Source organism: Megasphaera sp. SC8-1 (genome assembly GCF_024436295.1).
Classification (GTDB): Bacteria; Bacillota; Negativicutes; order Veillonellales; family Megasphaeraceae; genus Megasphaera; species Megasphaera elsdenii.
In genome coordinates this window covers 230,798-250,686 of sequence record NZ_JANFQH010000006.1, presented here as the reverse complement: position 1 = coordinate 250,686, position 19,889 = coordinate 230,798, and the positions used below count along the sequence as shown (strand labels likewise).

The following is a 19,889-nucleotide window of genomic DNA, read 5'->3' as shown; positions in this document are numbered from 1 at the left end:
TACATGAGTACAGGAAGATTTGGCCCCTTCGGCGGTCAATACATACCGGAAACATTGATGAATGAAATCCAGCGCTTGGAAAAAGCCTACAGCCATTATAAAAATGATCCCGATTTTCAGGCAGAATTGAAGGATTTGCTCGATAATTATGCCAACCGTCCGTCCCTGCTCTACTATGCCGAACGCATGACCAAGGACCTGGGCGGCGCGAAAGTTTATTTGAAGCGCGAAGATTTGAACCATACAGGCGCCCATAAGATCAACAACGCCTTGGGTCAGTGCCTGTTGGCCAAGAAGATGGGCAAGACACGGGTCATCGCTGAAACCGGTGCCGGCCAGCACGGCGTCGCTACGGCGACAGCAGCGGCTTTCTTAGGCCTTGAATGTGAAGTCTTCATGGGCGAAGAAGATACAATCCGCCAGGCTCTGAACGTCTATCGCATGGAACTCTTGGGCGCTAAGGTCCACGCCGTCACTTCCGGCTCGCGGGTCCTCAAAGATGCCGTCAATGAAGCCATGCGCGAATGGGTCAGCCGCGTCGACGACACGCATTACGTCATCGGCTCGACCATGGGACCCCATCCGTTCCCGATGATGGTCCGCGACTTCCAGGCCGTCATCAGTAAGGAAGCGCGCCAGCAGATCCTCGAACGGGAAGGCAAGCTCCCGGCGGCTGTCCTGGCCTGCGTCGGTGGCGGCAGCAATGCCATGGGCATGTTCTACCACTTCATCGGCGATAAGGACGTCAAACTCATCGGTTGTGAAGCGGCCGGCAAGGGCATCGACACCAAGCTCCATGCAGCGACTATCGCCAAAGGGGAAGTCGGTATCTTCCATGGCATGAAATCCATTTTCTGCCAGAATGAAGACGGCCAGATCGACGAAGTCTATTCCATTTCGGCCGGCCTCGACTATCCGGGCATCGGGCCGGAACACGCTTATCTCCACCAGACGGGACGTGCCCAGTATGTACCGGTCAAGGACGACGAAGCCGTCGAAGCTTTTGAATACCTGGCCCGCACGGAAGGCATCATCTGCGCCATCGAAAGCGCCCATGCCGTCTATGAAGCCATGCAGATAGCGCCGAAGATGAGCAAAAACGACAGCATCATCGTCTGCTTGTCCGGCCGCGGTGATAAAGACGTCGCCGCCATTGCAAGATATAAAGGGAGGGACTTACATGAGTAAGATTGGCAACGCCTTTAAGAACGGCAAAGCATTTATCGGATTCTTGACAGCTGGCGACCCGTCGCTGGACAAGACGTATGAATATATCATGACTATGGAAAAAGCCGGAGCCGACCTCATCGAAATCGGTATTCCTTTTTCCGACCCCATCGCCGAAGGCATCGTCATCCAGGAAGCGGACCTGCGGGCCTTGAAAGCCGGGACGCGCATTGACGACGTCTTTGCCCTGGTCGAACGGGTCCGTAAGGAAACGCAGATTCCCCTGGTTTTCTTGACCTACCTCAATCCTGTCTTCCATTACGGCGCTGAAAAATTCTTTGCCCGCTGCCAGGAAACGGGCATGGATGGCATCATCATCCCTGATATGCCCTTTGAAGAACGTGACGAATGTGCGGCAGATGCCAAAGCCCATGGCATCGACATCATCTCCATGATTGCGCCGACGTCGAAAGACCGTATCCAGAAAATCGCTAAAGTCGGCGAAGGTTTCTTGTACATCGTGTCCTCCCTGGGGGTCACCGGGACGCGGACGGAAATCAAGACGGACCTCAAAGAAATCGTCGATACGGCCAAAGAAGTCACAGACGTACCGTGTGCCGTCGGATTCGGCATCAATACGACGGAACAGGCCGAAAAAATCGGCCGCGTCGCTGACGGCGTCATCGTAGGCAGTGCCATCGTCAAGATCATCGCCCAATACGGTGACGATGCCGCCCCCCACATCTATGACTACGTCAAAGCCATGAAGGAAGCTACGATTCGGGGATAATAAAAAGGGCTTGTCGCATGACGACAAGCCCTTTTTGAGTTTGAAGTTTGAAGTTGAAAGTTTGATGTGGAGGGGACAAAATTTAAAAGCCATCGCCTCAAACATCATACATCAAACCTCAAACATTTAAGAAAAAGGGCCCTCGCATGATGGCAGAAGCCTTCGTGCGACAACCCCTTTTTTTATGCTTTTAATGCTGAGCCGGTGCCGGCTGGGCATCGAGTTCAGAAGCTAAGTCGTGGTCGGTCATGGCACAGACGGCCGAGTCGGACCAGACGTTTTCAGCGGTTTCAATCATGTCGATGATGGTGTAGATCGGCAGGATGATACCCATGATGCCGATGGGGGCACCGATGCCGGACATGAGCGACAAGGTCAGGAAGTAGCAGCCCATGGGGACGCCGGCATTACCGATGGCAGCCAGGACGGCGACGAAGAGCCAGGCAATCATGGTGCCGATAGAGAGGTCAAAGCCGCCGTTCTGCATGAGGAACAGGGACGTGACCAGGATGAAAGCAGCACAGCCGTTCATGTTGATGGTCGTGCAGATTGGCAGGACGAAACGCGATACCTGAGGATGGACGTTGAGGCGCTGTTCTGCCGAAGCCAGGGTGACCGGCAAGGTGCCGGCAGAGCTCTTGGTGAACAAGGCGACGGCAATGGCCGGAGCCATCTTGCGGAAGACGTAAATCGGATTGAGTCCACGGAGAACGAGGAAAATCGGCAGGACAATGAAGAACTGGATGAGGTTGCCGCCGAGGATGACCAGGGTGTATTTGCCCAGGGCACCGACGATGACGCCAGCTTCAATCTGTGCCGACAGCTGTGCCGAGAAAGCCAGGATGCCAACCGGCAAGATCCAGAGCAGGGCCCGGATGAGGGTGAACAGGACTTCCTGCAGACCCAGGAGGCCTTTCAAGAGGACAGCGCGGTTTTCTGTCTTAGGCATGAATGCCAGAGCCAGACCGACGGCAGCCGCGATGAGCATGACCGAAAGGACATTGCCCGACAAGAACGGCTGGAGCATGTTGTTCGGGATGACCGACAGGAAGTGGTCGTAATAGGTGACTTTTTCCAATTTCTGCGGGACGTTGGAAACGCCGGAATTGATGAGGTCTACCGGCAGGTTGCCCGGTGCGATCCAGAGATAGAGGACCAGGCCGATGGCAGCGGCACAGATCGTCGTCAAAAGCGTGTAGGTGACGGCGTGGGCGAAGATACGGCCCGTTTCTTTCTTGGCTCCCAGAGCCGATAATGTCGTGATGACAGCTAATGCGATGGTCGGTACGGCGATGAACTGGAATAAGCGCGTGAAAACAGTTGCAATGAAATCGAATAATTGGTTCAATGCCGGAATACCGAGCCAACCTAAAATGGCGCCGATGATCAAGGCGCCCATCCACAAGGCGAACTGACGGCCGCGATGCTGGCCCTGGCTGCCGCGGATGGCTTCCCGGGCCTGTTCTTGGACCCGGTCTTGAGATTCGTTGGACATGATTGTCTCCCCCTTTGATAAATCTAAACGAATTCTATAGAATACCGTTTCAGTATATTATAGAAGAGGGGACGGTTTCTGTCAATGGAGAAGGGAGAAGTCAAGGCAAAAAAGACACGTAAAAGGACCGATACACACGCGACATATGTCTACCGGTCCTCTACGTTATAGGATTCATATTCATCTCGTTTTTGGTTCTGGTTACTTTAACCTCGTACAAAAATGTGAAACAATAATCGTTCGTTGCGCTTGGATTTACTAGACTAACCTATTTGAAAAACATCACACCCATTCGAAAAGTTCGAAGCACTTCAATCAAGATAAGTTAATTCGTAATGTTCATCGACGAACGCTTGCTGATCCTATGGACATTATTTAGTTGTTAATGATCAACGCAATGAAAACTAAATCGTTCTGACTTTTGTTTTCCAAGCTGTGACCCTTACCATCTGATGTGTAAGTAACGTCTCCTGGTTTAACGGTCCGGATTTCTCCGTTGTCGTCATATTCTCCCTCTCCGGAAAGGATATAATATGCTTCTGCGTTGTCACTGTGAACGTGATAGCCTAAGGAACATCCAGGTTTCAATGTGATTTCGGCGAACATACCTACTTTATCCTTCAGCTCGGTGGCGCTCAGAAGTTTTTTCTTCAAGATGTACCCCTTACCGCCGGAGGCATGTTCTACTTTCTCTATTTCCACTGGACTCACCCCTTTCTAATGCGCTTACAAAGGAAGGGGAACTTGCTTACCATTCCTTTCGCATCTCTTGGCTATATTATAGCATAGGATTTTACGTTTGTCATGCGGTACGCGAAAATATATTATGTCACTTATGCATCAAGGAATGGATAAGTATAGCCTTTGGGAATAATAAGAAGGCGCTGTCGCATGAAGACAGCGCCTTCTTCTACAAACTCCGTACTACAAACTTTCGAGAGAAAGGGGCCTTTCATGATGGTAAAAACCTTCGTGCGACAGCCCCCCTGCGGGATTATGGAATCAAGCGGGTCGCCCTTTGGGCGACCCCTACGGGATTATGGAATCAAGCGGGTCGCCCTTTGGGCGACCCCTACGGGATTGTGGAATCAAGCGGGACGCCCTCTGGGCGACCCCTACGGGATTGTGGAATCAAGCGGGACGCCCTCTGGGCGTCCCCTACGGGAAAAATAACTTCGTTATTTTTCCTGCAAAATCGGCATGACTTTGGTGGCATGGGGCATGATGTTGATGGTGTAATCTTTATCTTTGCCCTGTTCTTTCAGTTTTTGCTGAGCCAGGTCCCAAGCTTCCTGGACGGTGGCGACCGGAATCTGGCCAGTGCGGCGGATGTCGTCGAAGTTGCGCGGCAGCGTGACCAGGATGACCGTGTCTTTATGGGTCAGGCAGAAGAGGTTGAAGGCGACGAAGAAGGGGATGGTGAAGTGTGCCCGCAGGGCCGTTTCCATTTCTTCCATCGTATCGTATTTGAAGCTGTCCATGTAGATAGCCGGTTCTTTGATGTCACGGGCTTCCATGATGGCGATGATGACGCCGCCGTCTTTGACAGCCATTTCAGCCGGGTCATAGCATTTGCAGCCCTGGTAGAGGCTGACGTCGCTGGGATAGCCGCCGGCGCAGGCGATGACGACGTCTGCTTTTTCTTTCATCGGGACGCGCTGGATGTCGAGGACGGCTTCGGTGCCAGCCCGCCATGCGTCGTACCAGTCACCGCCGACCATGCGGCAGATTTCGCCGTCGCCGTTGATGACGGAGTGGACGAGGAAGCACGGATTGATCTTGCTGCAGGCTTCGACCATGTCGTCGTTGAGCGGGTTGTCGTCGATCTTGAGGGCCCGCGTCTTGGGGTTGATGCCGTGACCAAATTCGTCAGCCAGAGCGTGGCAGTGGTTGCGCTGGATCGTTTCGAAACCGGAAACGCCGGGCAGGATGAGTTTGCGGCCGCCGCCGTAACCGGCGAAGAGATGGGTCGTAATGCCATCGACGATGATGACTTTGTCGGCGTCGACAACGTGTTTGTTGAGTTTCAACGGCGTGCCGAGCTTGGTCGTGCCGCAGTCGACGAGGGTCGGGTCCATGCAGTCATGCTGATAGGTCTTGATGCGGCGGATGACTTCTTCACCGCAGACGCGGACGTCTTCTTCCGGCGTCTGGGCGCGGTGCGAACCCTGAGCGAAGACAATGCAGATGTCGTCATCGGGGATGCCGGCCAGGTTCAATTCGTCGATGATGTAGATGAGGAATTGATTTGAATGGTTCCAGGTACGGGTGACGTCAGCGACGACGAGGCAGACTTTATCGCCTTTCTGGACTTTTTCCTGCAACGGGGCGCTGCCGATCGGATGACGCATGCAGTCGATCGTCGCCTGTTTGACATCGACAGCCGGGACGTGTTTGCCTTCCATGACGCCGACGATGTGTTCTTCCGGGAGCATGACGGACTGTGTATTTTCACCAATATTGAACGTAAATTCTTTTAATGCCATTTTGTACCACCACTTCTTTTTAAAAATAAAAAAACAAATTGTACCTTATTATATCATGCCATGGCCAGTATACAAGTTTAAAGTTGACAATAATCGTTTAACGTATGGCGACCAGCCTATACATTGCCCAAATGGACACAATGGAGATGCTGGCGGGCTATTGATTGCAGCTGTTCCATCGTCTGTAACGGCGTCATCGGTGCGGACCAGTGGTACTGCGGGAAATAGCGGGTCAGGTGCAGCGGGATGTCCGGCGAGAGGGCGGCCAGCCAGCGGGCTTCGGCGTCCATCTGGGCCGGGTCGTCATTTTCGCCGGGGATGATCAGCGTCGTCACTTCGACGTGGCTCACGGTGGCAGCAGCGGCAATCGTATCCAGGACGGGCTGGAGCGATGCGCCGCAGAGGGACTGGTAGAAGGCCTGGGAGAACCCTTTGAGGTCGATGTTCCAGGCATCGATATAAGGCAGCAAGGCCTGGAGCGGTTCCTTTTCGATATAGCCGTTGCTGACCATGACGTTGACCAGTCCCGCTTCGTGGATAAGGCGGGCTGTCCTGGCGATAAATTCATAACTGAGCGATGGTTCGTTGTAGGTATAAGCCAGGCCGATGTTGCCGTTGTCCGTGCAGCTTTTGGCCAGGGCAAGGGCCTGTTCCGGCGTCAGATCCCGGTACGGTGCTTCTTGCTGGGAAATCTGCCAATTCTGACAGAAGGGACAGGTGAAATTGCAGCCCCATGAACCGAGGGACAAGATGCGCGAGCCGGGATGGAAATAGGCCAGTGGCTTCTTTTCAATCGGATCCAGAGCCAGGGCCGTGCATTGGCCGTAATTCAGGGCCTGGAGGGTATGGCCGTCATAATAGCGGGTCTGGCAGCGGCCGCGATGGCCCGGCGCGATGGAGCAGTGATGAGGGCAAAGGCGGCAGGCTGCCCGGCCGTCTTTGGCGATATCGTAATAAGCGGCTTCCATGATGTCACCTACTTATAGCGCGTGACCGTGAAGCGGTAGAGGTCCGGCCGGATTTGCGGCGGGATGCCGGCCTTTTCCTTGGCGATGGCAATCTGCTGCTGGACCGTGTCGACGCCTTCCAGGTCGGGGAGAAGCAGGCCTGTCTGGGCATGGCTCATGACGATGACCCCGTATTTCTTGGGGTCCAGGTCAGCTGGCGAAGCGACGGCTTCGGGCTGGCCCAGGACGTCGACGGAAATATCGATGTCTTTCAGCTCGTCCAGGCTGACCGGATAGAACCGCGGGTCCCTGGTGGCAGCGGATACGGCATTGTGGATGATTTCGCTGGCAATGTTCATCTGCATGGGCAGGAAGGTGCCGATGCAGCCGCGCAGGCGGCTCCCCTTGTGGAGGGATACGAAGGCGCCGGCCTTGTCCTGCAGGTCTTCAGGCAGGTCCTTGGGGACGGTCATCAGGCTGTGGTGCTTCAAGTAGTAGGTGATGCTTTCCCGGGCCAGGCGGACGCGGATGTCGGCGACAGCCGGTTCTTCAGCCCGTTTTTCCTGGCCTTCCGGCAGGTATAAGGCGACGCCATAGCCGACGCCGAAGGGGCCTTCATAGGAATAGACCGGCATGACCGGACGGAAATGGCGCAGGGCGCCGAAGAGAAAGTACACCGACGGCAGGCCGCACATGCCGGCTTCGTCGATGAGGTTGCGGCTCAGGGTCTTGAGGATGGCCGGGTCCTGTTTCTGCAGGGCTTCCATGACGGTCTTGTCGAAGACGGCCCCTTTTGGCGTATAGCCGTTGGGGGAACCGGGCAGGAGGCGGTGCGACAAGTCACCGGACGCGACGATGGCGATACGCCGGCCCAGGCGGGCAGCGGCCTGGACGACGAGGTCCCCTAACAGGCTCATGCTGTCGTAGTCATCGAAGCGCGGCGCCATGAGTACGACTTGGCCCGTGAAGCCGGCCTGGCGCAGGTAGTATAAGGGGACGAATGTACCCTGGTCGACGTAGAGGGGATGGCCGAAACGGTCGCTCCAGGCCGCGTCGAGGCGGTAGATATCGGTTTTCGGGGCGGCGATTTCAAAGATTTCTTCGGCCAGGTCCATGTCGGTGCGTACATCCATGGCCAGTTCCGGATAGCCAAAGGCATCGAGATTGCCATACAGGCGGGGCGCCTCCAAGAGCGTCGCCCCGTCGGGGAAGACGTAGTTATGAGGCGACATGATGACCAGTGTTTCCGGTTTCTGGCTGACAATCAATCGGGCCGCTGCCTGGACAGTCCGTACCGTAGATGCTATCTTTTGCAGCTCATCGCCGCCGATTTCCGGCAGCATAATCGGCGGATGGGGAAATAACCCGGCTGCGACACAAGCATGTTCCATAGAAATACCTCCTTTGGGAAAATGTGGTGTTAGTTCTATTATACTCCAAATAAAAAGAGCTTGTCGCGTAGCGATAAGCTCTTTTCGTGATTCGTTTGGCGAAGACGACTTACGGTCCACGGTTCACGACCCACGCCCCACGGAGCCGAAGGCTCCTAATATTCTGTGTCCTCCATGAGGCTGGTCTTGCCGAAGCGGGTCTTCAGGTCTTTCCGTTCCATGCTCCATTTCGACGAGGCGATGGACATGGCCGGGTCGTAGTTCGGCGACTGCATGTTTAGGACGCCGCAGATAAATTCGTATTCCAGGTCGTTCGTGAAGTACTTGTCTTTATTGGCCTTGATGGCTTTGACGACATCGGGATTGCGCTTCTGGTAGGCGTCGGACAGGTAGCAGAACATGGGGATGCGCAGGACCTTGAAGCTGGCGCTGTCGGGCTGGCGGGCGACGTCGGGATCGCTGCCGTGGTCCGAGAAGTAAACCATGGCGTCGAGATGGAGGTTGTCCCGGGCGTAGTCGTAAATCTGCGACAAGACCCAGTCCGTATAGAGGACGGTATTGTCGAAATCGGCTTCCTGGTTGATCTTGCCGTCATTGAATTTCTGAAATTCCTTGGGGTAGCGGTTGCGGTATTCGATATGGCTGCCCATGATGTGGAGGACGACGAAGTTCTTTTCCTTGGGATCGACGCGCTTGAGGAACTGCAGGAGGGCGCCGTCCAGCGTCGATTCCTTCAGGTCCCGGTCGACCCATTCGGAGACATCTGCCGTATTGGCCACCAAGGTGATAGGCGTATCGGCGACGCCGACAGAACCCTGGTTGCTGAACCAGTACGTCTTATAGCCGGCTTTCTTGGCCATGTCGATGATGGAAATGGATTCGTTGAAGGGCTTGTCGTTGTAGAAATTCGATTCCGTCAGGGCGTGTTCCAGGACGGGGACGGTGTACCAGACGCAGCTGTAGGCGTTGGTGAACAGTGTGAAGTCCGGGTTGGATTTCATCGCCGTCAGCCACGGCGTATTGGGCACGTGGTCCGGATTATAGGCGTTCATGAGGGTCCGCGTTTCCGATTCGCCGATGACGACGATGACCGTGTTGGGGTAGTCGGCCGGATGGAGCTGGACGGCCTGGAGGGCGGTGTATTTGTCGTCATGGTTTTCGGCGTACATAGCCGACCGCTTCATATAGTCGTGTGTGTCGATGAAGGTCCGGATCGGAAAGGCTTCCGGGAAGATTTCTTCGCTCAAGGCGCCGACGGACGGGGCGATGATGAGCAGCAGCGAGACGATAGGGAGGACCTTGCGGTAGACGTGGGTCCTGGGCAGGACGCGCTGGCGATAGTTCAAGAGGAACAGTCCTGCCAAAATCAGGGCCAGGACGATGACGATGGCGGCTACCTTGAACAGCCCCAGGGAATGGAAGTATTCCAGGGTCTCAGCCGGGCCCGTCTGGAAGATGAGCAGGGCGCCGGATGTCGTGATCGACGAGTTGTAAAGGAAATAGTAGACCCACTGGAGCAGGATGACGAAGAAGGCCGCGAACTGGACGATCGTCATGAAGACCGCTCCGGTTTTGTGGGGGATGTACTGCCGGACAATCATGTTCAGGCAGAAAAAGATAGCAAAAAAGTATAGTCCTACGTATATATCATATATATTGTTCAAGTAAATCGTGTTGGTATTGATCAGGGAAATGTAACTCAAATAAGGTCCCGTGATAATCCAGCCCAGGCCGATGAGGGCCGGAGGGATGATGGCGCCTGGGGACAAGTGTTTCCAATACAGGGCCAGGGACAGGACGACAGCGCCGACGCCGGGCAGCAAGCCGAAGGTCATGTCTTCGATATTGTCGGGCCCCATGCCCAGGGAAATGAGAAACTGCCATTCAAAGCAGCAGCCATAAACTACGGCAAAGATGATACACAGCGGCAAGAGTCTGTGCCGCCATTTGCTGAAGGTCTTCATTGCATGAACCATGTGTTTGTTCTATCCTCTCTGTAAAACTCTTTGTAAAAACGATGTAAACAAAGCATACCGGCTATATTATACATCAAACGGGGCTGATAACATAGAGGGAATTTTTGAATTACCGGAAAAAAAGATAAAAAAAGACTTGCCAAAAACGACAGGTCATGGTAGAATAGTTTTCGTTGAGGCACTCCGTGCTGAAACAATGGTGAAACGGCCCCGTGGTGTAGCGGTTTAACATGTCGCCCTGTCACGGCGAAGATCGTCAGTTCAAATCTGATCGGGGTCGCCACTTTTTTGCTCAGGTAGCTCAGTCGGTAGAGCAGGGGACTGAAAATCCCCGTGTCGGCGGTTCAATTCCGTCCCTGAGCACCAACATCAATTACCTATCATGCGGTTGTGGCGGAATGGCAGACGCGCTACTTTGAGGGGGTAGTGAGCGAAAGCTCATGGGGGTTCAAGTCCCCCCAACCGCACCATAGCTTCTCAAAAGAGGAGCGCTGAATAGAAACGGCCCCGTGGTGTAGCGGTTTAACATGTCGCCCTGTCACGGCGAAGATCGTCAGTTCAAATCTGATCGGGGTCGCCATATTCTTTTTTTTACAATTTTATATGCGGTTGTGGCGGAATGGCAGACGCGCTACTTTGAGGGGGTAGTGAACGAAAGTTCATGGGGGTTCAAGTCCCCCCAACCGCACCATGTAAAAAGGGCTTGTCGTATGACGACAAGCCCTTTTAAGTGATTAGTGGCTAACCACTAACTCCGAACTACAAAGAGATAGGGACCACGCATGATAGCAATAGCTTTTGTGCGACAGTCCCTTTTTTAGCAGTTAGTGTTCCGTAGGGGCCGTCCTGTCAAGGCGGCCCGCCGTGAACAGTCAGCCATACCGTTGGTCAGCCTGAGGGAATGTTTTTTACGGCCTCCCTTTGGGACGGCCCCTACAAACCGTGGGGTACAAGTCACGAGCCACGAACCATGAACCACGAGCCACTGCTTACTATAAACTCGAAAAAAGGGGAATCCCTATGGATAAGGAACATGTCTTTTTTGAAAATTATGCGAAAAATTGGGACCGCGACCGCAAGGCGGACGACCGGGTCTTATCGTCTTTCATGGAGCTGGCGGCCATCCGGCCCGGTTCAGCCATCCTCGATGCGGGCTGTGGGACGGGCGTGCTCTTGCCTTACTTATCCGCAGCGGCTGGAGATGAAGGCAGTGTGGAAGGCTTCGACTATTCCCAGCAGATGATCGACGTGGCCAAGGATAAATTTTCTCACCTGGCCAATGTCACCTTTACGACGGGCAATGTCCTGAAATATGCTTTTCCTAGGAAACATTATGATGTCGTCTGCTGTCTCAATTTCTATCCCCACATTGCGGAACACAGCCGCGATGTCATCCGCCGCCTCTATGAGGCCCTGATGCCCGGCGGGATGCTACTCATCATGCACGACCTGCCCCGCCAGGCCGTCAACGCCATCCATGGCGGCGCGCCCGTGCTGCCGCCGGTGGATATTTTGGAAGAGAAGCTGATCAGCGCCGGCTTTTCCATCGTCATGGCCATGGATACGGACCGGTTCTATTTCATCAAGGTCGTCAAGGCCGCCGACGAAGCCGATTTCGTCTATGACGATGAAGAAGAACAGCCTGCTCAGGCACACGCCGGTACCCATCATGACCATCACCATACGGAAACGAAACGCGTCCTCAACCGGCTGTCGCGCATTACGGGCCACGTCGAAGCCATCAAGCGCATGATCGAAGACGGCCGCGACTGCAGCGACGTCCTGGTCCAGCTGGCGGCCGTCCACTCGGCCATTGCCGGCGTGAGCCGGGTCATCCTCAAGGACCACATCGACCACTGCATCGTCGATGCCATCCATGAAGGAGACGCAGAAGCCGTAGAAAATCTCAAGAAAGCTATTAATACCTTTGTCAAGTAATGGTATAATAGGACAGAGTAACCATTTTGAAAGGGTGTGACTACGATGCAGTTTCGTGTATTACTAGGTGATTTATCCGAGTGGAAGGCTGACGGCCTCGTCTATTCCGCCAGCTCGACTCTCTTGCCAACGAATAGCGTCAGCAGTAAGATTCATCAGAAAGGCGGCCTGTCTTTTTCCGCTTCATGCCGTACCCTCGGCATGTGCCACGTCGGCAGTGCTGTCATGACCAAGGGTTATAAATTAAAGGCTTCCTTCATTATCCATGCTGTCGGCCCCTACTGGGTCGGCGGCAAGCGTGGCGAAGAAGGGGAATTGTTGTCGGCTTATAAGAAAGCCCTTCATCTGGCCGATGAAAAACATTTGAAGCACCTTGCATTTGCCTCGCTGAGTACGGAAGAAAAGCGTTATCCCCTGCAGCGGGCTGCGGCCGCTGCTGTCCCCCTGCTCTTGACCGAAGGGGCCGGTTTCGATCGCATCGACATGGTCTGCACGAGCCCGGAAGAACAGGAAGCCTATACAAAAGCCGCTGTCTTTTTCTGGCTCCGCCATCTGGGAGAAGCTGCCGGCAACGAACAGGCAGCCATGATGGAAGAAGCCGGTCCGGCCCTGGCCTTGCTGCAGAGCTGCGACGATGCACCGGACCCCATTGCCTTGTCTGAAGAAGTCAAGAAAATCGAAGCCATTGTCCATCCTTTCTTGAAATTGAGGAAGCGCAGCCTCGTCGACATCGAACAGGCCGCCTCGAAAATCATGGCTTTATATCCGGCAAGTCGTACGGAAGGAGTGTAACTTATGGCAAAGAAAAACGGAACCCATGACCTGGACGTTACTATCCAGTGCCCGGCCTGCCACGAATACGGCGTTTTCCATACGTGGGACGTCATCGATACGGCTGATGCGAAATTGAGCGAACGCGTTCATTTCGACGAAAACTTATTCTTCTATACGTGCCCTCATTGTCACGCCAAGATCCATATGGAAAGCAAGTGCCTTTATATCGACCGCGACAAGAAGCTCCTGGTCTGGCACATCCCGGACCCGAAGGAACGGGTCACGTCGAAGGAAGTCCAGGATGCCCTGGGTTCGCCGTCCTTCACGACCTACACCTGCCGGGCCGCCCTGACCTGGGGCGAATGGCGGGAAAAGATCATCGAACTGGAAAGTTCCTATGACGACCGCCTGTACGAAATCATCAAGTACGGCGCCTATCAGCTCCTCAGTCAGGAAGATAAGGACCGCCTGCCTCTGGAAGCTTATCACATCGACTATGCCGATGACAGCCATGATTCGGATAAGCTGGCCCTGGTCTTCATGCAGAAAGATGCCAAGGGCATGGCCTATGTCTATCCCATTACGGAACACTTGAAAGAAGTGACGAAAGATATTTTCCTGCCCATCATCGAACAGATCGCCGATGCCAACCGCAAGGCACAGTTCGACCGTTTCGGCTATTCCTGGGCCCGGCAGTTCACGACGTACATCATTAAGGCTGCCGAAGAAGACAAGAACCGCGAAACCTATGGCAACCTCATCGGTTTCTGGGTCAAGACCATCGGCGACGAAATCTTCCGGGCCGAAGTGAAGCCGGAATAATTTGTAGGGCGCCCACGTGGGGCGCCTGCCGGTCGCGGTTCGCAGGCCGCAGGTCGTAAACAAAACATGCTATCAGGCTGGCTAGGTATGAACTGCTAAAGAGGCTGTCTAATGCGACAGCCTCTTTTTATCTTTTCCCGCCAAAAGACTCCCACCTCTTAGGTGGTGGATGAATGGCGAGCTTGTGGTATAATATTAATAGCAGTTAGAACTTCTGCGAGAACAAAAAAGTATTTTCAATCAACGGTCTTTGAGCCGTTTTCGGAGGAGCACTCCCCCTTGCCGCAGCACGACGCCATAGGCGAATCGCGACGGGTAGAAAAGAAGTGCAAAATGTGTATCTACTCAAGTAAGCAGAACTTCGATTTCGAGGGACTGTGTAAGGGGCTTTTGGACAGCCCTTTGAGAATAAGGATATTCTGACAGCTAACTCCTTTGGAATAGGCTGTCAGGCGGTAGTCCATGTATCAAACTTCTCAAGAATCTCGCACTTCTATAAGTGGGAGAGGTTCAATGACAGATGTTTTGATTGTAGAATTTGTATTCCCTGGCAATTCATAATTTTGTTAGATGAGGAAGGAGACCTTGGATGTTTTCTATTTTAAAGCGCATTATGCTGACGACGGTCATTGCTGTCGGTTTTATAATTAGCTCCATGACGGTGACGGCTCAGGCCGATATGCCGCCGACGATTGCCGAATCGGCTTGCATGATCGATGTCGATACAGGTAAGGTATTATATCAGGTCTATCCGACCAAATGGGTCCACCCGGCGAGCACGACGAAGATTGTCACCCTCATTACGGCCCTGGACCAGTATAAAGATAAATTGGACCAGCCTTTACAGATTTCCTGGGAAGCAGCCAATATGGAACCTTCCTGTCTGGGGATTTCGCCGGGCGATCCGATTTCCATCCGCGAAGCCCTGCGGGGTATGATGGTCGTTTCCGGGAACGATGCCGCCGTCGCCGTGGCCCAGACTTTGGGCGGTTCTGTCGCCGGTTATGCCGAAAAGATGAATCAGGAAGCGGTCAAAATGGGAGCGACTCATACGAATTTCGTCAATCCGAACGGCTTAACGGCAGCCCACCATCACACGACGGCCATCGATATGGCCAAGATGGCTGCCTACGGTATGAAGAACTTCCCTGAATTTCGTTATATTGTAGGACTCAAGTCCTATGATGTAAAATATTTGGACGGTCGGGAACCGAAACACGTCACGACGACGAACCACTTCCTGACAAGTGGTTATCCCGGTGCCAACGGCGTGAAGACGGGCTTCACCAACGCTGCCGGCGATTGCCTGGTAGCTTCGGCAACGCGCAACGGCCATACGCTGGTCTTAGTCCTGTTCAATGACGACAACCGCTGGACTGATGCACCGACCATTTTAGATTACGGCTTCCGAAGATTACAGACGGGGAAATAGCCTGACCGGAAGCACAACGAGGGGGTATAGTTATGGCGCACGTTTTGATTATTGAAGATGACAGCATGATTGCTGCCATCGAACGGGACTTTCTCGAGGCCAACGGCTTCGAAGTATCCGTAGCCATGACGGGGAAGGAAGGCATGAAGATCTTTGACAGCGGGACTATCGAAGCGGTCTTGCTGGATATCGGCCTGCCGGACACGGATGGCTTCATGTTATGCCGCAAACTGCGGGATATCAGCAACGTCCCCATTCTCTTCATCACCGCTCGGGGGAGCGACGACGATAAGATCAAGGGCTTGGGGCTCGGGGCAGACGACTACATCGTCAAGCCTTTCAATCCATCAGAAATGATGGCCCGCCTCAAAGCTCATCTGGAAATCCATCAGAGACTGTTAGGGGTACGTCTCCAGGATGCCGATGACAACAAGCCGGATATCCAAGTCGGCGACTTGCGTATTTTCATCAAGCGCCACCAGGTATTCCGGGGAAAAACAGAAATCAATCTGACTGGCAAAGAATTTAACCTGCTCTTGTTCCTGGCCCGCCATCCCAATCAGGTCTTCTCCAAGAAGTACCTCTTTGAAATGATCTGGCATCTCGATGCCCTGGGCGAACTGGCGACGGTGACGGTCCACGTCAACCGCCTGCGGGACAAGCTCAACGAAGTCCAGCCGGAATTTACGGCTATCGAAACCGTTTGGGGAAACGGTTATCGTTTCCGCGTAGAAGAATAGCAAAAGAGGCTGTCGCCTTGGCGACAGCCTCTTTTTGCGTTTGGCTAACGAGCTACGAGCACGAGTCACTGCTTAGTAATTGACGTTGCGGAGTTCGAAGAAGGACTGGGGATGTGCACAGACCGGGCAGACTTTCGGAGCTTCGACAGCTTCTACGATGAAGCCACAGTTGCGGCAGATCCAGGTCTTCTTGTCGGATTTCTTGAAGACTTCCTGTTTTTCGACGTTAGCCAGGAGAGCGAGGTAGCGTTCTTCGTGGTGTTTTTCGATTTCAGCGACTTTTTCAAATAAGAAGGCGATTTTGTCGAAGCCTTCTTCGCGAGCTTCTTTTGCGAAGGTCGGGTACATTTCCGTCCATTCGTAATGTTCGCCGGCAGCAGCGTCTTTCAGTGCATTGATGTCGTTGGGCATTTCACCGCCGTTGAGGAGTTTGAACCAGATCTTAGCGTGTTCTTTTTCGTTGTTGGCCGTTTCTTCGAAGAAAGCTTTGATCTGTTCGTAGCCGGCTTTCTTAGCTACGCTGGCATAGTAGGTGTACTTGTTACGGGCCTGGGATTCACCAGCAAAAGCAGCCTGTAAGTTTTTTTCTGTTTTCGAACCTTTTAATTCCATAATTCATTTCCTCCTTGACAAAAAGTTATATTTTAATTTAGTTTTTAGCACCTCTTTGGGTTGATTTCATTGTAGCACTTTTCAACCTTGGTGTCAACGGATAATTGTTATTTGTTAGTAGAAAAGTTTAACGGCTTGTATGGTTGTCGTGGCTATCGGTCCGATGGCTGCGTTCATTGTCAGGGGTGTTGTCCAGATGGCTGTTCTGGCTGCTGCGGCTGTTCTGGATTTGGCTTGTTCGGGAAGAGGACTGGCCGTTATGGATCTGGGACTGAGATTGGGAGCGGCTGCGGCTGGGGCTGTCGTCGCGGGTATAGGAATCCCACTTCGATTTGACCGTGTCGCCGGCATCTTCGGCCGAGTCCTTGAGGCTGCCGTATTTGGCCTTGAACTGGGCTTCGATCTGGTCGGCCTTTTCCGGGTACATGGCCTTCAGTTTGGCCAGGAGTTCGGCCTTGCTGGCATTGCCCTTGTCCAGGGCTCCCTGGATTTCCTTATATTCTTTATAGTAGGCCATCCAGTGTTTCAACGGGCCGTAGTCGTTGCTCATGAAGGACATATAACTGCCGAAGGCGCAGGCCAGGGTCAGGATGAGGCAGATGAGGACGCGCTTCATTTACTGCGCCCCCTTTCCGCGGGCTGCGGCGTGGCAGGCCTGGCTGGCCGAGCTGGCCGTCATTGCGGCGAAGAGGACCGTCAGGACGGCCAGGACCCGAGTCACCAGGGACAGGGTCGGCAGGGGCAGGAGGTCCGTATAGGCATAGGCCGGGATGAAGGAAATGCCGACGGCTGCCAGGATGACGATGGCCAGGGCCAGGTAGAGGAAGCCGCTGAGGATGCCGAATAAGGTGCCGAGGATGTCCATGAAGGGGCTGGCGACGGCTTTGGCCGCTTGGCCCATCTGGCTGCTGCCGTCGTTCCAGTTGAAATCCTTTCCGGTTTTAGCGGCTTCTGCGGCATAGCGCTGGCGCATGACCTGTTCCCGGTCGTAGCGGCGCTGCTGCTGGGCCAGCTGCTGCTGCCGGTAGTAGTCGTCGCTGCGATCCTGGTCGTAGAAAACGCGGTCCTCCATGCCGGGACCGAAATCGCCGTAGCCGCCGTATTCGTCGCCGGGCATGCGCGGGTTGTCTTCGGGCACGATGGGTTCGCCGATGTAATAGCGGTAAATATTCTTGGGATGCCCCAGTTTGCAGCAGATCTCTTCTTCCGATTTGCCTTCTTTGGCACCGAGGCGGAACTGTTCTTCGCAGTCTTCGATGATGCCTTTCAAGTCATTTTTATCGCTCTTGCGGAAATAATAGCGCAAGAGGTCCATAAATTCATTCTTTCTCATTCTTTACGCTGTCAGGCCCTTCCTTTCCGATGAGTGCTTCATAACGCTGGTGGAACGTGGCACCATGCTGCCAGGCCGCGACGCTGAGGGCGGCGATGGCGATGATGACGATGAAGATAGCGAATACCGGCATGTCCGGCAAAAAGGCGACCGACGCCAGGGGTTCCTTTTCCAGGGCGATACAGATGGCGACCCAGCCCAGGAGGGCGACGGCGAAAATCGTACAGAGCGTGCCGATGATGTAACAGATGAGATAGGACCGGCGCAGGCTCTGCCGGCTCATCGATGATTTCAAAGCAATTCCTCCTCTTTCATTCATTCCTTGTTATCTTATCACAGGCACTATGGCAGGTCAATCGCGGCGGCCCATTCCCTTGCAGACCGGGCTTTTGGGCTATATAATGATATATAATTCTATTTGTCTTTTGAAGGAGGAGTTTTGATGGCTGATTTTGTCCGTTATTATGTAGGTGACATCGTCCAGATGAAGAAGGCCCATCCCTGCGGCTGCAATGAATGGGAGGTGCTGCGTATCGGCGTCGATTTCGTCATCCGCTGCACTGGCTGCGGCCACCGGGTCATGATTCCCCGGCCTAAATTTGAAAAGTCCGTAAAGAAACGATTAAAATGTGCTGGTGATGAAAGTGAAAAAGCGTAAAAAGTTAGAAAAAGGTATTTTTATTTTTAGGACTTTGTGGTACAATATTCAACAGCTGATATTTTAATACTTTACTGAGATAAAGAACTAAAGAAAGGGAGGTCATAGGATGAACAACAATACCTTGGATGGAGTGAAGATGCTCCACCATGATGAAATGCGCAATTATGACCGGATCCAGGGAAAAATAATTTCCGTTATTATGAACCACGGCTGTAAGATTATTGAAACGCCGAGTTTTGAAGATTACGATGTGTACCAGCACTTCTTTCCGCAGCTCCGCCAGCAGATGGTCAAGACCATCGATACGGACGGACGGGTCCTGGTCCTGCGGCCCGATGTGACCCTGCCCATCGTCGAAACAGCGGCCCGGGAATTTCCGCGGTCGAACCAGCTGCTCAAGTTCGGCTACGTCAGCACGGTCTTCCGCGAATATTACGGCCGCTCGACGTATGGCAAGGATTTCCTGCAGGGGGGAATCGAAATCCTGGGCGACTCCAGCCCCGAATGTGACGGAGAAGTCATCGTCACGGCAGCAGAGATCCTCAAAGCCGTCGGCGTCGAAAACATCCGCATCGACATCGGTACGGCCGCTTATACGCAGGCCTTGTTCGATGGCCTTCCCCTTTCGGAAGAGCAGAAGGCAACCCTCAAGGGGTATATGGCCGAACGCAACCTCGTGGCCTGCAAGTCCTATATCGCGTCCCTGCCGATTTCGTCCGATGCCCGCAAGGCCCTGGAAGCCCTGCCGGTCCTCTTCGGGCCCTATGCCCAGACCTTGAGCAAGGCCCGGGACTATTCCATCAACAGCGGCATGCTCAACGCCTTGTCGCGGCTGGAACGGGTCTATGACTACATCCTCTATGCCGGCTATGCCGATAAGGTCCAGCTCGACTTCGGCTTTGCCAGCCGCCTGGGCTATTATACGGATACGGTCTTCAAGGTCTACGTCGACGGTGCCCTGTACGATATCATCGACGGCGGCCGTTACGATCAGCTGTCGTCGCGGTTCGGCGTCGACCGCCCGGCCTGCGGCTTCGGCATGAACATCAATTTATTGTATGAATACATGAGCGATGCCGGCCTCCTGGAAGATACGGAACCGTCCTTCCAGATGGCCGTATCCTACACCCAGGGCGACCAGACCCTGGTCCGGGACCTCATGAACTGGCGCGACCGCGGCTTCCGCGTCGCCGCCTATCCCGATTCGTCCTTCATCGACAGCGCCGACTACAGTATCCACGCTATTTACCGCAACGGCTCGTACTACAAGGACGGCAAGGCCATGACGGCCGAAGAATTGGAAGCACTCATGGGGAGGTTGTAAC

19 protein-coding genes and 5 tRNA genes are annotated in these 19,889 nt (G+C 53.9%); 14 read left to right on the top strand and 10 right to left on the bottom strand.

The features are described from left to right. The first annotated feature begins 3 nt into the window (after window positions 1-3). A complete protein-coding gene (trpB, locus tag NOS26_RS02590) occupies window positions 4-1,188 on the top strand; it encodes a tryptophan synthase subunit beta (protein WP_074786905.1) in 1,185 nt (394 codons plus the stop codon). Continuing rightward, window positions 1,181-1,957 carry a tryptophan synthase subunit alpha gene (gene trpA / locus NOS26_RS02585; protein ID WP_074786903.1) on the top strand — a complete coding sequence of 259 codons (777 nt, stop codon included), beginning with the start codon at window positions 1,181-1,183 and terminating at the stop codon, window positions 1,955-1,957. The genes trpB and trpA overlap by 8 nt, the downstream gene beginning before the upstream one ends. Window positions 1,958-2,147: 190 nt before the next feature. Here the strand turns inward: trpA and NOS26_RS02580 are convergent, their stop codons facing one another. The 6 genes from NOS26_RS02580 to NOS26_RS02555 form a co-directional block, all read right to left on the bottom strand. Beyond that, complete coding sequence (locus tag NOS26_RS02580) at window positions 2,148-3,452, bottom strand: dicarboxylate/amino acid:cation symporter (RefSeq protein WP_014015218.1); 1,305 nt, start codon at window positions 3,450-3,452, stop codon at window positions 2,148-2,150. 375 nt (window positions 3,453-3,827) lie between these two features. Then, window positions 3,828-4,154: a cupin domain-containing protein gene (locus NOS26_RS02575; protein ID WP_014015217.1), complete on the bottom strand. Its 327-nt coding sequence runs from the start codon at window positions 4,152-4,154 to the stop codon at window positions 3,828-3,830. A gap of 476 nt (window positions 4,155-4,630) precedes the next feature. Beyond that, window positions 4,631-5,938, bottom strand: coding sequence for a nickel-dependent lactate racemase (gene larA, locus NOS26_RS02570; protein ID WP_014015216.1), 1,308 nt, complete (start codon window positions 5,936-5,938; stop codon window positions 4,631-4,633). Window positions 5,939-6,054: 116 nt separating this feature from the next. Then, complete coding sequence (gene amrS / locus NOS26_RS02565) at window positions 6,055-6,906, bottom strand: AmmeMemoRadiSam system radical SAM enzyme (RefSeq protein WP_036202451.1); 852 nt, start codon at window positions 6,904-6,906, stop codon at window positions 6,055-6,057. An 8-nt stretch (window positions 6,907-6,914) separates the two neighbouring features. Further along, complete coding sequence (gene amrA / locus NOS26_RS02560; RefSeq protein ID WP_255917221.1) at window positions 6,915-8,276, bottom strand: AmmeMemoRadiSam system protein A; 1,362 nt, start codon at window positions 8,274-8,276, stop codon at window positions 6,915-6,917. A 155-nt stretch (window positions 8,277-8,431) separates the two neighbouring features. Next, entirely contained in the window at window positions 8,432-10,252 is a 1,821-nt protein-coding gene (locus NOS26_RS02555; RefSeq protein ID WP_014015213.1) for a phosphoethanolamine transferase, read from the bottom strand. A 206-nt stretch (window positions 10,253-10,458) separates the two neighbouring features. Between NOS26_RS02555 and NOS26_RS02550 the strand changes: the two genes are divergently transcribed. The 10 genes from NOS26_RS02550 (at window position 10,459) to NOS26_RS02505 (ending at window position 15,958) form a co-directional block, all read left to right on the top strand. Next, window positions 10,459-10,535, top strand: a tRNA-Asp gene (locus NOS26_RS02550). Between the two features lie 7 nt (window positions 10,536-10,542). Beyond that, window positions 10,543-10,618: transfer RNA gene (locus tag NOS26_RS02545), tRNA-Phe, on the top strand. A gap of 18 nt (window positions 10,619-10,636) precedes the next feature. Further along, window positions 10,637-10,722: transfer RNA gene (locus NOS26_RS02540), tRNA-Leu, on the top strand. 33 nt (window positions 10,723-10,755) lie between these two features. Beyond that, a tRNA-Asp gene (locus NOS26_RS02535) sits at window positions 10,756-10,832 on the top strand. Window positions 10,833-10,857: 25 nt separating this feature from the next. Further along, window positions 10,858-10,943: transfer RNA gene (locus tag NOS26_RS02530), tRNA-Leu, on the top strand. A 329-nt stretch (window positions 10,944-11,272) separates the two neighbouring features. Continuing rightward, window positions 11,273-12,190 (top strand): metal-sensing transcriptional repressor, encoded by a 918-nt coding sequence (locus NOS26_RS02525; RefSeq protein ID WP_074786899.1) that lies wholly within the window; start codon window positions 11,273-11,275, stop codon window positions 12,188-12,190. A gap of 45 nt (window positions 12,191-12,235) precedes the next feature. Beyond that, window positions 12,236-12,982: a macro domain-containing protein gene (locus tag NOS26_RS02520; RefSeq protein ID WP_014015211.1), complete on the top strand. Its 747-nt coding sequence runs from the start codon at window positions 12,236-12,238 to the stop codon at window positions 12,980-12,982. A 3-nt stretch (window positions 12,983-12,985) separates the two neighbouring features. Then, on the top strand, window positions 12,986-13,786 hold the full coding sequence (locus tag NOS26_RS02515) for a CpXC domain-containing protein (protein ID WP_027894990.1): 801 nt from the start codon (window positions 12,986-12,988) through the stop codon (window positions 13,784-13,786). Window positions 13,787-14,375: 589 nt separating this feature from the next. Continuing rightward, entirely contained in the window at window positions 14,376-15,218 is an 843-nt protein-coding gene (locus NOS26_RS02510) for a D-alanyl-D-alanine carboxypeptidase family protein (RefSeq protein ID WP_255917220.1), read from the top strand. A gap of 32 nt (window positions 15,219-15,250) precedes the next feature. After that, the gene (locus NOS26_RS02505; protein WP_014015208.1) at window positions 15,251-15,958 is read left to right on the top strand and encodes a response regulator transcription factor; all 708 of its coding nucleotides are present in this window, start codon (window positions 15,251-15,253) and stop codon (window positions 15,956-15,958) included. Window positions 15,959-16,030: 72 nt separating this feature from the next. Here the strand turns inward: NOS26_RS02505 and rbr are convergent, their stop codons facing one another. The 4 genes from rbr to NOS26_RS02485 all read right to left on the bottom strand — a co-directional run bounded on the left by rbr (window position 16,031) and on the right by NOS26_RS02485 (window position 18,198). After that, window positions 16,031-16,570: a rubrerythrin gene (gene rbr, locus NOS26_RS02500; RefSeq protein ID WP_014015207.1), complete on the bottom strand. Its 540-nt coding sequence runs from the start codon at window positions 16,568-16,570 to the stop codon at window positions 16,031-16,033. Between the two features lie 127 nt (window positions 16,571-16,697). Then, window positions 16,698-17,186 (bottom strand): hypothetical protein, encoded by a 489-nt coding sequence (locus tag NOS26_RS02495; protein WP_255917219.1) that lies wholly within the window; start codon window positions 17,184-17,186, stop codon window positions 16,698-16,700. Continuing rightward, complete coding sequence (locus NOS26_RS02490) at window positions 17,187-17,903, bottom strand: HAAS domain-containing protein (protein ID WP_255917218.1); 717 nt, start codon at window positions 17,901-17,903, stop codon at window positions 17,187-17,189. Beyond that, window positions 17,890-18,198: a hypothetical protein gene (locus tag NOS26_RS02485; protein WP_014015204.1), complete on the bottom strand. Its 309-nt coding sequence runs from the start codon at window positions 18,196-18,198 to the stop codon at window positions 17,890-17,892. Before NOS26_RS02485 ends, NOS26_RS02490 begins: the two co-directional genes overlap by 14 nt. 147 nt (window positions 18,199-18,345) lie before the next feature. Here NOS26_RS02485 and NOS26_RS02480 point away from each other — a divergent pair, with 147 nt between their 5' ends. After that, window positions 18,346-18,561 (top strand): DUF951 domain-containing protein, encoded by a 216-nt coding sequence (locus NOS26_RS02480; protein WP_022497379.1) that lies wholly within the window; start codon window positions 18,346-18,348, stop codon window positions 18,559-18,561. A 109-nt stretch (window positions 18,562-18,670) separates the two neighbouring features. Further along, window positions 18,671-19,888 (top strand): ATP phosphoribosyltransferase regulatory subunit, encoded by a 1,218-nt coding sequence (locus tag NOS26_RS02475; RefSeq protein ID WP_027894995.1) that lies wholly within the window; start codon window positions 18,671-18,673, stop codon window positions 19,886-19,888. Window position 19,889: the final 1 nt, after the last annotated feature.